13 protein-coding genes are annotated in these 15,846 nt (G+C 38.9%); 8 read left to right on the top strand and 5 right to left on the bottom strand.

What is annotated here, in order from left to right; genetic code table 11:
- Nucleotides 1-27: 27 nt before the first annotated feature.
- Nucleotides 28-1,416, bottom strand: a complete 1,389-nt coding sequence (locus RST01_RS14535; RefSeq protein ID WP_147197901.1) for a protoporphyrinogen oxidase — start codon at nt 1,414-1,416, stop codon at nt 28-30.
- Between the two features lie 317 nt (nt 1,417-1,733).
- On the opposite strand from RST01_RS14535, the gene RST01_RS14530 reads away from it, so the two are divergent.
- A complete protein-coding gene (locus RST01_RS14530) occupies nt 1,734-3,761 on the top strand; it encodes a Na+/H+ antiporter (RefSeq protein WP_147197899.1) in 2,028 nt (675 codons plus the stop codon).
- Between the two features lie 58 nt (nt 3,762-3,819).
- On the opposite strand, the gene RST01_RS14525 is transcribed toward RST01_RS14530, so the two are convergent.
- The 4 genes from RST01_RS14525 to RST01_RS14510 form a co-directional block, all read right to left on the bottom strand.
- The gene (locus RST01_RS14525) at nt 3,820-5,796 is read right to left on the bottom strand and encodes an acyltransferase family protein (RefSeq protein WP_147197897.1); all 1,977 of its coding nucleotides are present in this window, start codon (nt 5,794-5,796) and stop codon (nt 3,820-3,822) included.
- 222 nt (nt 5,797-6,018) lie between these two features.
- Entirely contained in the window at nt 6,019-6,681 is a 663-nt protein-coding gene (locus tag RST01_RS14520) for a thermonuclease family protein (RefSeq protein WP_221298037.1), read from the bottom strand.
- 217 nt (nt 6,682-6,898) lie between these two features.
- Nucleotides 6,899-8,065 (bottom strand): endonuclease Q family protein, encoded by a 1,167-nt coding sequence (locus RST01_RS14515; protein ID WP_147197939.1) that lies wholly within the window; start codon nt 8,063-8,065, stop codon nt 6,899-6,901.
- Nucleotides 8,066-8,220: 155 nt separating this feature from the next.
- Nucleotides 8,221-8,718 (bottom strand): pyridoxamine 5'-phosphate oxidase family protein, encoded by a 498-nt coding sequence (locus tag RST01_RS14510; protein ID WP_147197895.1) that lies wholly within the window; start codon nt 8,716-8,718, stop codon nt 8,221-8,223.
- A 253-nt stretch (nt 8,719-8,971) separates the two neighbouring features.
- Here RST01_RS14510 and RST01_RS14505 point away from each other — a divergent pair, with 253 nt between their 5' ends.
- From RST01_RS14505 to RST01_RS14475, 7 genes are all read left to right on the top strand, one after another.
- The gene (locus RST01_RS14505; protein ID WP_066790159.1) at nt 8,972-9,403 is read left to right on the top strand and encodes a YugN family protein; all 432 of its coding nucleotides are present in this window, start codon (nt 8,972-8,974) and stop codon (nt 9,401-9,403) included.
- Nucleotides 9,404-9,520: 117 nt separating this feature from the next.
- Nucleotides 9,521-9,778 (top strand): DUF3243 domain-containing protein, encoded by a 258-nt coding sequence (locus RST01_RS14500; protein WP_066790161.1) that lies wholly within the window; start codon nt 9,521-9,523, stop codon nt 9,776-9,778.
- Nucleotides 9,779-9,895: 117 nt separating this feature from the next.
- Complete coding sequence (locus RST01_RS14495) at nt 9,896-10,399, top strand: DUF2243 domain-containing protein (RefSeq protein WP_147197893.1); 504 nt, start codon at nt 9,896-9,898, stop codon at nt 10,397-10,399.
- Nucleotides 10,386-11,198 carry a cytochrome c oxidase assembly protein gene (locus RST01_RS14490; protein ID WP_147197891.1) on the top strand — a complete coding sequence of 271 codons (813 nt, stop codon included), beginning with the start codon at nt 10,386-10,388 and terminating at the stop codon, nt 11,196-11,198. The genes RST01_RS14495 and RST01_RS14490 overlap by 14 nt, the downstream gene beginning before the upstream one ends.
- Nucleotides 11,199-11,239: 41 nt before the next feature.
- Entirely contained in the window at nt 11,240-12,328 is a 1,089-nt protein-coding gene (locus RST01_RS14485; RefSeq protein WP_147197889.1) for an NAD(P)-dependent alcohol dehydrogenase, read from the top strand.
- Between the two features lie 688 nt (nt 12,329-13,016).
- Nucleotides 13,017-14,729 (top strand): ABC transporter substrate-binding protein, encoded by a 1,713-nt coding sequence (locus RST01_RS14480; RefSeq protein WP_147197887.1) that lies wholly within the window; start codon nt 13,017-13,019, stop codon nt 14,727-14,729.
- Between the two features lie 151 nt (nt 14,730-14,880).
- Entirely contained in the window at nt 14,881-15,837 is a 957-nt protein-coding gene (locus RST01_RS14475) for an ABC transporter permease (protein WP_066790172.1), read from the top strand.
- The last annotated feature ends 9 nt before the right edge of the window (nt 15,838-15,846 follow it).

The following is a 15,846-nucleotide window of genomic DNA, read 5'->3' as shown; positions in this document are numbered from 1 at the left end:
AGAAAACCTCTCTTTTTAGAATTTTACTTACTTGTTAAAGTCCAAAATTTTCCGCGCGGTATCTTGGCCATTTTGAATACAATTCCCTATTCCTACACCATAATATGAACAGCCAGCCAAATATACATTCGGATACTCCATTTCCATTTGCTCTGTTAGAGATTGAACGATTTTCGCATGGTCCATACCATAGACAGGCATTAAATCTGTCCATTTAGTTACATTTGATACGACCGGTTTTCCTTCAATTTTAAGTGATTTTCTTATGTCTTTAAGTGCAACGTCAACCAATTGGGCATCATTCAATCCCTTTAATTGTTCAAATGCGGGGTTTGAGCTTTTATAAAACATACGAATTAACAGATTCCCTGACTCTGAGGTATGTTTCCATTTTCGACTAGTCCATGTGCAAGCATTACATAATACATCGGTGTTTTCAGACACAATATAGCCTGTGCCGTCTGCAGGCAATTGATCGTCTGGAATGTCAAAGCCTACATATACAGCAATAATGGAGGCATTGCGGATTGAATTCAGTTCTGTTTGAATCTTTTCGTCGCGCAGTAATGTGCTCGCAGACTGATGCGGTGTAGATAACACTATCGTATCTGCTTCTATGCTATCGCCATTATCGAATTCACATAAATAGCGGTCTCCACTCTTCAAAATTGCCTTTGTTTCTAATCCCTTGACGATTTCAACATCTGTTAGGGTTTCTTCTAGCTTTTCAATAAGCTGTGATAGCCCTCGTTTAAAGGAGATAAATTTTTTCTCGGCGCTTTTTTGGAACTGCTCTCGGTTCTCTCCAAAACCTTTGATAATGCTGCCGTACTGATTTTTGTAATCCAGCAAATAAGGAAGTGTTGAAGCCATGGTCAATTTATATAAATCACCTGAATAAACCCCTGACAGTACAGGTGTAATCTGCTTTTCTACAAGCTCTTTCCCTAAATAATATTCAAGGAACTCGCCGATCGAGCTATCCTTTGTAAATGGGTTTTCCGCTAAATCAAAATCATTTAATGCATCTTGTTTACCCTTTTCAGAAATGAGGGTACTACTATTAAGTGAATCTATACTTGTCGGAATGCCAAATACACTATCTGCTGGTATGGCATGCAGCTTGTTATGGCTATAAATATAAGAAATACCTGTGCTGTTATAGACAAGTTCACTCTCTAAGCCTATATCTTGTACAAGTGGCAACACACTCTTATGGCGAGCAACGATTGAGTCAGCTCCTGTCTCCATAATGAATCCTTGCTCGCGTACAGAATGCATTTTTCCGCCGAGATGGTTATTCTTTTCTACGAGAATGAGGCGGAGAGGCAAATTTTTTTCTACTTTCTGTTTTTGGAGTTCATGCATGGTACAAAGACCCGTGATGCCTCCACCGATTACAACAACTGTCTGCAAGCTGTCCATCTCCTTTTAGTTTGCTTGTTTCGTGCTAGGTGTTATCACCTTTATCCATGCTTTAGTATAATCTTTCGTAAAACTTGCTGCCATGATTTTGGTCACAGTTTAATTTTAAATGATGGAGTTATTAGTGAATGTGTCAAAAAAAAAATAGTCAATTCGAAGGGTTATTAGTTGTAGAACTCTTTTATACATTTTATTCTTTTAATATACACCCCCGCTTTTCCACTTTAAATCAGTAACAGTACTTAGGGGCTTTCATATAATTTTTGCAAAATTAATACAGTTTTCTTCCAACTGAGAGGATGATATTTTTGGATTTACTGATGATTATTTTCGTCTTAATGGGCTGCTTACTTATCTCTAACATTATTAGCCACTACATACCCTCAATTCCTACAGCGCTCATACAAGTCGCTTTAGGTGTCATTGTAGCCCTTCTATTTAGCAATGTAACCTTAGAATTGAAGACAGAATGGTTTTTATTGTTATTCGTAGCTCCCCTACTTTACAATGATGGCCGTAATTTTCCAAGGGACCAGCTTTGGAATATGCGAATGCCTATCTTGGGCAATGCCATCGTCCTTGTACTAATCACCACAATAGCCGGCGGTTACTTTATCCATTGGTTAATACCATCTATACCGCTTGCAGCCGCTTTTGCGCTTGCTGCTATTCTTTCGCCTACAGATCCTGTTGCTGTCAATGGGATTGCTAAAAGAATACAAATTCCAGAGAAAATTTTAAATGTAGTACGAGGCGAATCATTGATTAATGATGCTTCTGGCCTTGTTGCCTTCAACTATGCAGTAGCAGCTGTTGTTACTGGCTACTTCTCCATTAAAGAAGCGCTAATTGACTTCTCATACACTTTTTTAGTGGGCGCATTAATCGGTTTGGTTGTTGGCATCATTCTAACCCAAATCCGCTTTTCATTAAGACGTGCAGGGATTCGAGACGTTGTGTTCCATACGTTGCTCCAGCTGTTGACACCATTCCTTGTTTACCTGGCGGCAGAAGATTTGTTCCATGCTTCCGGTGTTATTGCCGTAGTTGTAGCAGGTATTACGCAAGCCCTCGTTAAAGATAAAACAGAAACAGTACTCGCTGAGGAGCAATTGCTTACTGAAAATACGTGGTCAATCGTGCTATTTATTTTAAATGGAATTGTCTTTTTACTGTTAGGATTAAACATTCCCTCCACAGTTGAAGCCTCCATTGAAAATGAGAGCATTAATAACTGGAAGCTAATAGGGTATGCCGTGGCAATAGGTACCGCTATATTAGTGATCCGTTTCATTTGGTCACACATAGGTGCTATCTATGAATACAAAAAAGGTAGAGATGAAGAAAAACCAACCTTAAAAACAAGCTTACTAAGCAGCCTGACAGGCGTGCGTGGTGCTGTCACAATGGCCGGTATCTTATCACTGCCGTTCTTTACAAAAAATGGGGAGCTCTTCCCTGAACGTTCGCTCCTTTTATTTCTAGCTTCCGCCGTCATTTTGTTTACACTGCTTGTGGCTACCGTTTTCCTTCCACTCCTCATTGATACCGAGGAAACAAAGGAAGAAAAAGCTGACTCATTAAGCTTCAATGAAGCCAAGCAGAAAATCTTGATGGCATCTATTAAACAGATCCATCGTGAGATAAACGATAAAAATCGGACAGCAGCTTATCAATTAATTGGCGAATATCAGCAACTCTTCCGCCAGGCTCAGCTGGACGGGAATGCTGCTAAAACTGGAAATCCTGGATATCAGAGCGAAATTATGAAAATCCGCTTAAAAGCTTTATCTATCGAAGAGCAATACATTCAGGAGCTGCATAAAGGCAACCACCTGGATGAGGATATGTATATCGGATTCCAAACTGCTTTTATAGAGCGAAAAAGAGCCATCCATCAAAACATGCGGAAAGGCGTCTTATATATTCTTTATCGCGTTGTTCACGAATGGCGTATTACTCGTAAAAAGTATCGGTTAGACAAAGAGCAGTTCATTTCTTATATCAAGATGAGACAAGATGTGCGAAGAAACACGTACCAACAAGCGCTAATCTATCTGAAAGAACAAGCAGCAATTTCAAATGAACCAGACCTCTACTATATCGTTTCATTTGAATACGAAAGAGCCCTTAACCAGCTGAAAAAGCCAGTTACAATGGATACGAATAAACAAGAGGAAATCAAAGATGAACTCCGATCTGTAATTACTGAAACAGAAAGAGCCGAGGTTCATCATATGTATGAAATGGGCGAAATCAATCGGGAACAAGAACGAGAATTACGCAGATTTATCAATTACATCGAAAGTGTTAATCTGTATGAACAGGTAGAATAAGTGATTATAAAAAGACACGCGAGAGTAAATACTCTTGCGTGTCTTTTTTGCATATCGTTTATTCATGTTTCGCAATTTCACTGCTAATGAGCGCTGTATAATATTTCGCACCCTCAGCATTTGGATGGATATGGTCATTATAAAATAGCTGTTCTTCATCTTCTGTCGCTTCATACCAATTAATCAGCCGGACATTGTCTCTTTTTTTAATAGCCTCATTCAATTTGCGATTCACATTATCCTGCCAATTTCGCGTAACGCGCGTGTTGATAAGATAAATATGCCTAGTCTTTCCAATGGTGTTTAGTAATTCTTCTAGCTGTGGTCCGCTAAAGTCGCCATTAGAACCAAGTCCGACAACAACTACTTTGCCAAGCTTTCCTTGGCTTTTCAATGATGTGACGACATCGTACGTATCATACATTTGTCGCCCTACTTTTGCATCGACGACAATTTGCGGAATTTGTGCCTTTAATGCAGAGGCAGCACTTAGCATAACTGAATCTCCAATAGCTGTGACGCTAAGTGAAGAGGGAACAGTGCCTGGAACAATCTTTTTCTTTTTCTTTTTTTCATTTGCTTTTTTTTCAGCCTGTTCTTTCTTTTTCGCTAGTTGTGCTTCTTTTTCTTTTTGTGCCAACTTCGCTTCTTCTCTTGTACTGTTATCTTTGGAATTCTCTTTTTGTGAAGTAACTTCCTTTTTAGCAGGATTTTGCTTCTCTTTCTTCGGCTCTGTTGTATCGGAAGAGTTCTCTAATTTTTTCTCTTCATTCAGCAGATGCTGCTCTAGCGCCCTGCTGCTTGCTTGAGTATCAGTCGGCGTAGAAATCATACCCATCATAAAAATGATGACTATACATCCAAGCATCGCTGATCCAATGCGGTAAGGTAATGTCCAATCTTTCCACTTCCATGACCATTCATGTGTTTTAAATTTGGATACCCAAACCTTCCATTCGCCCTTTCGAATGGGATCCTCCACAAAACGCCATGAAAGCTCTGCAAATAAAACTGTCATTAAAATAATGATTAGCGTCTTCCAGAATGGTATAGGCACACCTTCAAGACCTGCTCCCATCAAGACAATAAACGGAAAATGCCAAATATATATCCCGTAAGAGCGAACACCAACCCATAATAACGGGCGAAAGCTTAAGATTTCACCCATCCAACTCGCCGGATGGACGATGACAGCAATCAGCACTGCTGTCGCAAGAGATGCTAACAACATCCCGCCTTCGTAAAGAAACGGACCTTCTTCATGCATAAAAATAATCATGAGTAACAGTACTAACGCACTGATGATCCCTGCTCCATTTAATAATTTTTTGGCTTCATCTGTAATATTGGCTTTTAATTTACGACTTGGCCATACGAATGCCAGCGCCGCACCAATGAGAAGCGAGAAGGCTCTTGTATCTGTGCCATAATAAACACGGCTCGGGTCCTCGCCCGGCGTGTACATCCAAAACATAGCTATAGCAGAGATGAATGCGAGGGAGCAGATACCAATCGCTACCTTCCCGCTCATCTTTACAAATCGGAGAACTACTAACATCACCAACGGCCAAATAATATAGAATTGCTCTTCAACAGCGAGTGACCACATATGCTGCAATGGAGATGGTGGAGCAAACTTTGTGAAGTACGAATGATGTTGTGCAACGTAAAACCAATTGCTGACATAAAAGACAGCAGATAATATTTCTTCACGCAATCCTATTAAAAATGATCGTTGAAATAACGTAATCCAAAAACCAACCAATAGCAGCATGGCAAATAAAGCGGGAATTAGCCTTCTAAAACGCCTGATAAAGAATTTCTTGAAGTCAATTCTCCCCGTCGTATTCCACTCATTGATCAGCAAATCTGTGATTAAATAGCCTGACAGCACAAAGAATATCGTTACTCCCAGATAGCCGCCGGCAATTCCTCCAACATGAAGATGATAAAGAATCACCGAAAGAACAGCGATTGCCCTTAGACCATCTAATCCGCCTATGTATCTATGATTTTTTTGAATCGGCTTTGGCATATATTTCACCACTTTCCACTTATCTTCCCATCTTATATATGACGATTCAAACGACAGTTTGTTTTTAAATTTTGCTAAAAAGCGACAAAAAATTTTATTTCATCCTATTATATCCTATCGCAAAGTTCGTCTTATAACAAAAAATTACATAAATCGGTAAATAAGTTCCTCTTAAATTAGCAGAAAAGCCGACATCTAGGTACATGTCGGCTCTAAATTTTTTTATCTTTCACATGCCCATCCATCATGGTCTCGGTCCATCTTTGACTGGTACGCAGGATGAGATTTAGAAACACCATGGGGATAGTACTTGCGTAATTCGGTGCAATTTTTAAAATTTGTTTTTTTGGTAGTAGCAGGCTTTTTCTTTTTAGCTGATGAAGTCTTGGCTACAGACGGTTCCTTCTTACCACTCCATAGACCCTTTTTCTTTTTCTTTACAATCGCTTGAAGATGCACAAGTTTTGATTCGTATGAATAAGTGCCATAGTCATAGAATTTCTTTACATAGCCTTTTTTCACCAACAACTCTTGCAATAGCTGGCCGTCCACCCATACCCATACAAGTGTGCGTCCGTATTTATCTTTTCTTGCCCCATCATATTGCAATTGAATTTTTTTAGCTTTTTTAAGTTTCGTACATGTGTATTGTGATGCTGTTTTTCCATAAGGCTCAATTTTTTTCGTTGATTCTGGGGTATCCACATAAAGGAATCGTGAATAGCCTGCTTTCTTAAAGTGTGCTGTATCGCCATCTACACATTTCATCAGAGAATCTGTAAATTTCGCTGATGCCTTAGCATTTACATCAGCAGGGATAGTAAGCCCCATTATGATAAATGCTACGACCATCCAAACACTTAAAGCTACTGATACTTTTTTCAATATGCCCACCTCTAAAAATTTATAAAGAAAGGTAATTTCTTTATAAATTAAGGTACCATATTCTTATGGAAAATAGTATAAATTTTTGAAACACACCATTATATTTATCACTTTTCCTGCATTTACTGTTTTTAGCTTGGTGATGCTTTTCAAGAGGCAGCGTAAACTAGCCTGTTATAAATAGCAGAGATACTTAGTCTTAGCTTGCTGCTTCTCTCTACTTATGTGGTTTTTTCACTTTACCGTAGGCACCGCCACCGCCCATTACCAATGAAAGCTCTCCTTTCCTTCCTTTATCGATTAAGTCTGCAATTTTTTCGGGCACTACCGTTTCTAACTCTTCTCTTGAAATGACGTGAAGAATATTCATTTCTGTCCCAAATGTTGCTAGAAGCTTTTCCATTGTTTTTTTGCCTACTCCCGGAATAAAATCTAATGGAATTTGATGGATATATGGAGGGCGTTCTCTACTTGATTCGTCCTGTGTGGATAGTTCTTTAATGCGCACAGAAACACCTTTCGTCAGATGTTTTCCGCCACAATTTGGGCATGGAATCTCTGTTGTTCTAAACCCACAGTCTGCACAGGCAGTTTCGTGATATTTCCCTAAAAGTGGATTCAGCCCATAGTTTTCCACAATAGCTCGTCCATCCTCCTCTTTTAATGCTTTTTTCAGCTCATCAAAAGTGGGCTCTTCTAATCGGATTTTTTGATATTCTCTGGCCATTTTACCTAATGAATGTGCGTCAGAATTTGTAACGTATGTGTATTTCTCTAACTCTTGAATACCTTTGACCATGTCTGTATCTGAGCTCAGTCCAAGTTCAATACCATCGATTTGGTCCATATCAAATACTTCCGCAAGGCTTTTTTCAACACCCTTTCCGTAAGCGCTCTTAAAAGGTGTAAAAACATGTGCAGGTATAAATAAACCTCCAAGCTCATGTACTTTATGCTGTAAAGTCAATGCGTCACAGGCTATTCTTTGGGTGCTCAAATTAATATTCGTGATATGGTTGCTCATCCAATTTGAAAAGGTACAAATCGTTTCCATGGATCGGAAGTAAGCTAAGACATGTAGCGGTCCCTTACAATTTGCATCATTGACCTCGATCTCTACACCCGGGATTAATGTAGTGCTTTCAAAGCGAAGCCCGCCACCCTCTAATGCTATCAATTGATTTGCCTCTACTAATGCAGCCATTTCTTCCAATACTTCGGGCGAATGGCAATCAATTATTCCAACGATGTCCAATCCTTTTTTCATGGTTGCTGTTTTTAATATATTTTCCAAAGTCAGCGTTTTGCTTCCTGTAATCTTTACTGGTCGCCCCTTCCAGGTACGTCCAATATGAATATGTAAATCTGCATAATAATCATGCAACAAGTGATATCACTCCTTAGATGCTCTAACTTATATTCCCAAATTAACAATATTTTAAACGTACACATTAGTCTGTCCTGAGAAAGCGCAAATATGTCTAGAAAAGAATCTTGCCCATATAAAAAAACAGCTGCAGGCTATGCAGCTGTTCCACTTTAATGAATTAGCCCTTCATTTAGCTTTCCTGTTAATCGGTCAATGTCTACTTCAAATAATTCAATCTTGGGTAGGATGGGATAGCCTTTTCTTTCAAACGTCCATGAAGGATCACCGTATTTTTCAAGCAATCGATCAAAAAATAGTTCCTTCTCTTTTTCATCTTCAATTCGTCTGATGGTGCCGAAAACGACAACGCTTGTATAAACGAGTGCAGATTGGCAAGCATATTTTTTCCCAGGATGCAAATCACCCATTTGACTTACCTCAATACATACTTTCGGATTTTCTTTGATGTTTTCCCAAAAGTGGCTTTCTCTTATATTGCCGATATGTAGATATACTTTTTCATTCTCATAAAGATACACAAGCGGGATAACATAAGGAAATCCATCACTATCTACTGTTGCCACATGTGCTACTTTTGCCATCTTCAAAAAATGCTTTGCATCCTCTTGTGAAATCTCCACACGTTTATTTTGGATTGCGCCGCGCATATGAACACCCCTTTTTTCTTACTATTCTAACATATATGTAAAATACATCATATATAACCTCCAAAATATTTACATATCCAAAAGAATGATTGGAAGCATTTTGGTTAACAATATGAAGTAAAGTGACACTCACTCGATGGTTTTCCATTTAAGTGGGAGTGTATCATCGGGCTTTTACAGGTAGTTGTCCAGTCTTTAGATGATGAATGCCAATAACCTGTTATGTCAGATAAATTCTAATGAGGTGAACAGTATGATCCAATTTGATTCACAGATTGAAGGTAAAAAATCGTATTTTGGTGTCATTCGCGATGTATTTGAGTCTCATGGCTGTAGTTTTTGCTCAAACTTTGAATATCATGAAGGAAAATTCGATTCTATCCTCCACCGTGATGGCGGTGAGACCATTTATCTCCGTATGCCTTTTTGGACACTGGACGGAGATTTGGACCATCACGCTACCTATATTCAGTTTGGCAAACCTTTTGTCATCAAGCATGTGGTCAACTTAGGTCTAGATTATGATGAACATTCGCTGGTGACCGCTACAACTGGCCTAAGTCAATTCCAAGAACCAATTGACAAAGACGGTAAAATTGTGGACAAAAGCCGTTGGGTAATTGCTGGTGAAGAGAAAATTAATAAAATGCTTCGATCATTGGATGGCGACCATATAGTACAATAAAAAGACGAAAGCACTTCTCTTAGAGGAGTGTCTTCTTTTTTACAAAAAAATTTACAACACTATACATAGCCAAATGAATTCTACACATACTGAACCTATCAAAAGGAGGGAATTCAAATGGCTCTATTAGAAAACTGGCAACAATGGACATCATTCTTAGGACAACATGTCAACCAAGCAGAACAATCAGGTATGCCAAACAATGCGATTAAACAAGCAGCGATGCAAATCGGTGATTATCTCGCAAACAATGTTGACCCGAAGAATGAACAACAACGCGTGCTTTCCGATATGTGGGGCGTTGCAAATGAAAACGAAAAAGAAGCACTAGCTAGCTGTGTTGTTAAGTTAGTCCAAAACAAGAACTTACAATAACATCAAAACCCCGAATAGCGCTGCTGTTTGGGGTTTTTGTTTCCTTACAAATAATTGTTTAAAAGGTGGCAGATGAAGGAAAAACTACTGTATGAAAACGTTTTGAAGGAGAAGAATATGGCCGTTATGAATAATAAACAACAGACAAATCAATCTCATTACTCGAAACGAAACGTATGGTCTGGTTTTCTTTTTGGAGTAGGTATTGCCGCCTTTATAGATGAAGTTGTTTTCCATTTAATACTTCAGTGGCACCATTTTTATGACAAATCAACACTTCATATCGGGTTGTTATCTGATGGTATTTTCCATGCATTCGGCTGGTTTGCGACCATTGGCGGTTCGTTCCTTTTAGCCGATGTCAATCGCCGCCATGCATTTGCTCCAGTAAAGTGGTGGGGAGGCGTGCTGATTGGTCTAGGAGGATTTCAGCTTTATGACGGCACCGTCCATCACAAAGTCATGCAGCTTCACCAAATTCGATATGTCGATAACCTCATCATCTATGATTTAGTATGGAATATTTTAGCTATCATTATGTTACTTATAGGGCTGTTCCTTGTGTTTAAGACGCGTAGCAGACTTCAGCCTGTTGGGAGTGTGACTGATGAACAGCCATAGCAATATGCATTCTACAGTCCACTCTTTATCTGGAGGAATGCCTCAATTCTTTTTGGGGCTTTTCTTTATATTGGCTTTGGTCTTCTATATCCTTGCGGTCGTTCTTTCGAATAAGCGATATCAACCATGGCCGGTAAAGCGCACTATACTGTGGCTTTTTGGTATTTTGTTTGCAGCAGCCTCATTATTAGGACCAATAGCAGAGCGTGCTCACACAAATTTCACCGCACATATGGTTGGTCACCTGCTTTTAGGAATGCTTGCCCCACTGCTAATGGCGCTTGCTTCACCTATGGCCCTTTTGTTACGTACATTACCTGTCGCCAAAGCACGAAACCTAACTCGGCTGCTGAAAAGCTGGCCAAGCAGAATGTATACAAACCCAGTCATTGCGTCCCTTTTAAATATAGGTGGACTTTGGCTTTTATACACCACTCCCTTATATTCACTTATGCATGAAAGCATGTGGATCTATGTTCTAATTCACCTCCACATCTTTGTGGCTGGTTATTTGTTTACTGTATCAATGATTTATATTGACCCTGTTTCCCATCGTACGCCCTTTCTATACCGCGCCATTGTATTAACCATTGCCTTAGCGGGCCACGGTATTTTATCTAAATACATTTACGCTCATCCGCCCGTTGGAGTACCGCAGTACCAGGCAGAGCTGGGCAGTATGATTATGTATTATGGTGGAGACGTCATTGATTGTGCCATTATTTTTATGCTTTGTTTGCAATGGTATAGATCTACACGGCCACGGGCTACTGTATCAGCAAATAGTACAGCAAATTAAATTAGATTAAATTAAAAAACTACTTTAGGAGCATATTTAATATGAAAATTAAAGCAGCAGTTACACATGGGCAAGGCCAAGAATTTACTCTCGAAGAGGTAGACTTAGCAGCTCCCAAAGCAAATGAAGTATTAGTCAAAATTGTCGCTACAGGTGTATGTCATACTGATGCGGTTGCGCGTGATGCAGCTATCGCTCCCCTTCCCGCGGTGCTCGGTCATGAAGGCGCCGGCATCATAGAAGATGTAGGTGAAGGCGTTACCCGTTTTGCCAAGGGTGATCATGTAGTATTATCCTTCGCTCATTGTGGCCATTGCGACAATTGCTTAACTGGACACCCTGCTGTTTGTGAAACGTTTAATGATTTGAATTTTGGTGGTGTCAATGACGATTATACGCATCGTTTATCCCAAGACGGCGAGCAATTATCAACATTCTTCGGCCAATCTTCCTTTGGCACTTTTGCCGTTGTACATGAGCGCAATGTAGTGAAAGTAGATCCAGATGTAGATTTAGCCTTATTAGGTCCATTAGGGTGTGGAATTCAAACAGGAGCTGGCACGGTTTTAAATAAACTTAAACCAGAATTCGGCTCTACGATTGCAATTTATGGCGCTGGCGCTGTTGGATTGAGTGCTGTGATGGCGGCCAAGATAGTTGGATGTAAGATGATTATTGTGGTCGATGTTAATGACTCTCGCTTAGAGCTAGCAAAAGAGCTAGGTGCAACGCATGCCTTTAATGGATTAAAGACTAATGTAGTAGAAGAGATCAAAAAATTAACAAAAGGCGGCAATAAATATGCAATTGATACAACTGGGGTTCCGCCAGTTGTCCGTCAATGTTTGCAGGCATTACGTCCACTTGGCGTGGCTGCAATTGTTGGTGTAACACCTGAAATGACGATTGATGTCCACAATGATCTAATGGCAGAAGGAAAAACAATGGTAGGAGTCATTGAAGGGGATGCCGTGCCGAATGTCTTTATCCCACAATTAGTGGAGTATTACAAAGCCGGCCTATTTCCTTTTGATAAATTAGTGAAATTCTATGACTTTGACCAAATCAATGAAGCATTTGAAGCCTCCAAAAAGGGTGAGGCGATTAAACCAATCTTACGCGTTCAATAAAACATAACCAGCCCCTTTTAAAAATATTTTTTAATAAATTTTTGATATTAAAGTGGAATAGTTGCCATCCTTTTTACTTACCAAAAAGAGGAGCCCATTCCACTTTATTTTTTATTTCTTCTGTTTTGAGATCAATAATTGGAGCATATGAAAGAAACTATACATACACTGAATGAAGTCAACAAGATGGGGAGTTAGATTCATATTTTTAACATAAATGATGAGGGAATTTTAACAAGCAAACCACTGTTTCAAGCTATCAGTTAATTTAGAAAGGTTATTGACATTAAAATCGAATAGATATATATTATTTCTGAAAACGGTATCTATCAAATCTTACCTAATGAAACGTAAATTTGGAAATACTACTATCATAATTTAGAAATAATACATTCTATTAAGCAGTAAAAAAGCTTTTTGCTCTAGGGTATGAGCTAATGCTGCTACCTTATATTTTTGGATTTTCATACTGGTAGAATCCTTATATTGCCGTTTATACATATCTAGAAGGAGGCTAATTGTAATAAGCTTATTTTTTTAGTTTAAAACCCTACTATATTTATCGGTATTATAAGATAAAAAATATGTAAGTAAAGGGAATCTGAAACAATTCTTTAACATATCCATGTAAGAACGATTTTCAAACGAATTATTTAGTTTTAGGAAAACATTCCAAGGAGGATTCAAATTGAGAAAAAAATTTACAAAATTAATTATTCCTTTTGCTGCTGCTTCTTTGTTATTAGCAGCATGCGGTGAACAGGCGACAAACAATTCAAACAATACAAGTTCAGGTCAATCTTCGAAGGTTGCCTCAATCAAGGATGAATCGCTGAAAGCAGCAAGCCCAGATAGCGTTCCGGCAAAAGCGTTAAATCGCAAGGATACGTTTATTGCTACTCTCTCAACTAACCCAGGCGGCGCCTTTTTACCGAACTTCTATAAAACCGGATATGACGGCAATGTATCTTCACCTATTTTTGACGGCTTAGTTGATATCAATGAGAAAGGCGAATACACACCAAAGCTTGCTGAAAAATGGGAAATCTCGAAGGATGGAAAAACGTATACTTTCCATATTCGAAAAAATGCGAAATTTAGTGATGGTAAGCCTGTAACTTCCGAGGATGTTGGATTTACATTGTCCATACTACATGACCCATCATACGCAGGTGACACAGATATTAGCCGTGCCCATATCATCGGCGGCGAAGACTACAAAAAAGGCAAAGCTAAAACAATCAAAGGTATCGAAATCGTTGATGACCAAACAATCACTATTAAAACAGACTCTGTTGATGTGCAAGCACTAAGTATCTTGGGAGGTCCTGTCCTTTCAAAAGCTTATTATGGTAAAGGTTATCACTTTGGCAACCTCGATTATTTAAAAGATCTTTATCAAAAGCCAATGGGAGCTGGTCCATACAAATTCGACAAGTACATTCCAAATCAAGAAGTACGATATGTAGCAAATGAAAATTATTGGAATGGCGCACCGAAGATTAAGCATTTCATCTATAAAATCGCCAATGAAAATGGCCTACAGTATTTCCAAGCTGGGGATGTAGACTTTGCTGGTTTCACAGCAAATGCGGATAACCTAGAACAATTGAAATCAGTTGGATTTGCAAACATCGATATCTATACTGGCACACCAATTAGCTTTATCTCTATTAACAATAAAAAAGAGTATATGAAGGATGCCAAAGTACGCCAAGCACTAAACTATGGGCTGAATCGCCAACAAATCATTGATACTGTTTACCAAGGATATGGCGAAGTAGCGAATATTCCAATCGCGCCCGTGTCATGGGCATACAACGATGAAGGTGTCAGAAAGTTTAACTATGACCCTAAAAAAGCAAAAGAATTATTGGATGAAGCAGGATGGAAAGTTGGCAAAAACGGCATTCGTGAAAAAGATGGCAAAAAGCTAGAACTTGTTTATCTAAGCGCTAAATCTGATGATGGCTTAATCCCGATTGCCAAAGAGAATTATAAGGAAATTGGCATCAATCTTAAACCAGAGTTCTCCGACTTTAATGCATTAGTTTCAAAAGTAGACAAAGGAAACTATGACTTGGCTTCCTTCTCTACTCCAATGATTATGGATCCAAATGACGTGGTAGCAGATTACCATTCTAAAAATGCAGATAAGAATAACGGGTACAAAAATCCGGCTCTCGATAAGCTGATTGAAGAAGGTCAAAATACACTAGACCAAGAAAAGAGAAAAGAAATTTATCACGAATTATATAAAGAATTTGCTGATAACCCACCAATCATTCTATTAAACTATCGCAAGATTTTAAATGGTGTTAGCTCTCGCATCGACGGAGTCAAACAAGATCCTTACAATGGTATCCTTTCGAGTTTAACTGAGGTTGACATTACAAAGTAAGTGCGATCCTCAATCGGTATGTCGCATTGTGCAAAGAAAATTATTAGCCTGTGACAGACGTTGGTCATTTAAGCTAACCGCAATCACAGTGAAATTCATTTAAAAGCGGATGGAGTGTATGCTCCTCCTCTTTTCTGATGGGGGTTTTACGTTGAAAGAATATATTATCCGACGGGTACTTATTTCGATTCCCATATTGATTGGAACATCGTTTCTAATCTTTTATTTATTCGCATTGCTTCCAGGAGATTATGTGGACTCAAATCCTTCTCTTACTCCTCAACGCGCTGCCGAACTAAGGGAATTTTATGGTTTTAATGAGCCTGTCATCAAACGATATTTTAATTGGATTGCTGGGATATTCCACGGCGACCTAGGCTTTTCATTCCAATACCAACAACCGGTGACAAAGGTAATCAATCAATTCATCTGGAATTCTTTTATCGTTTCTATCATCTCTTTGGTCATCACATGGATTATTGCATTAATAACTGGTGTGTATTCTGCGATGAAACAATATTCTATATTTGATAGCTTCGTTACATTCTTTGTTTTTGCCGCTATGTCTATCCCCTCCTTCTTTATTGGTTTATTGCTGATTAAGATCTTTGCGATTGATATGAATCTATTGCCTGTAGGCGGGATGATTGACGTCGGGAGCAATACTACTGGATTAGCCCATTATGTGGAAATAGGACGGCATATGATTCTTCCCGTATTTATATTGGTGTTACTTGGTACAGGAAGTCTGACTCGATATGTACGAACTAGCATGCTGGAGGTTGTACGTCAGGATTATATTCGTACAGCACGCGCTAAAGGGCTAAAAGAAAGCAAAATTATTTTTAAACATGCATTAAAAAATGCCCTACTGCCATGTATCACTTTATTGGCATTTGAGTTGCCTGCACTATTCTCAGGGGCAATCATCATTGAACAGGTATTTAACTGGCCTGGCATTGGCCAAGTACAGCTAGAGTCATTAAATAATCGCGACTATCCGGTGTTAATGACATTCACAATGTTTTTAAGTTTCTTAACGATACTGGGAAATCTATTCGCAGATGTTGCGTATGCTGCGGTCGACCCTAGAATTCGTTTGAAATAATGGAGGTGA

It is taken from the genome of Rummeliibacillus stabekisii, assembly GCF_007988965.1.
GTDB lineage: Bacteria > Bacillota > Bacilli > Bacillales_A > Planococcaceae > Rummeliibacillus > Rummeliibacillus stabekisii.
This window is presented reverse-complemented; position numbering and strand designations above follow the sequence as displayed.

What these genes read in the sequence shown, in the direction of transcription:
- RST01_RS14525 (WP_147197897.1), bottom strand. Translation starts at nt 5,796, where the DNA reads ATGCCAAAGCCGATTCAAAAAAATCATAGATACATAGGCGGATTAGAT.
- RST01_RS14510 (WP_147197895.1), bottom strand. Translation starts at nt 8,718, where the DNA reads ATGCGCGGCGCAATCCAAAATAAACGTGTGGAGATTTCACAAGAGGAT.
- RST01_RS14505 (WP_066790159.1), top strand. Translation starts at nt 8,972, where the DNA reads ATGATCCAATTTGATTCACAGATTGAAGGTAAAAAATCGTATTTTGGT.
- RST01_RS14500 (WP_066790161.1), top strand. Translation starts at nt 9,521, where the DNA reads ATGGCTCTATTAGAAAACTGGCAACAATGGACATCATTCTTAGGACAA.
- RST01_RS14495 (WP_147197893.1), top strand. Translation starts at nt 9,896, where the DNA reads ATGGCCGTTATGAATAATAAACAACAGACAAATCAATCTCATTACTCG.
- RST01_RS14490 (WP_147197891.1), top strand. Translation starts at nt 10,386, where the DNA reads ATGAACAGCCATAGCAATATGCATTCTACAGTCCACTCTTTATCTGGA.
- RST01_RS14485 (WP_147197889.1), top strand. Translation starts at nt 11,240, where the DNA reads ATGAAAATTAAAGCAGCAGTTACACATGGGCAAGGCCAAGAATTTACT.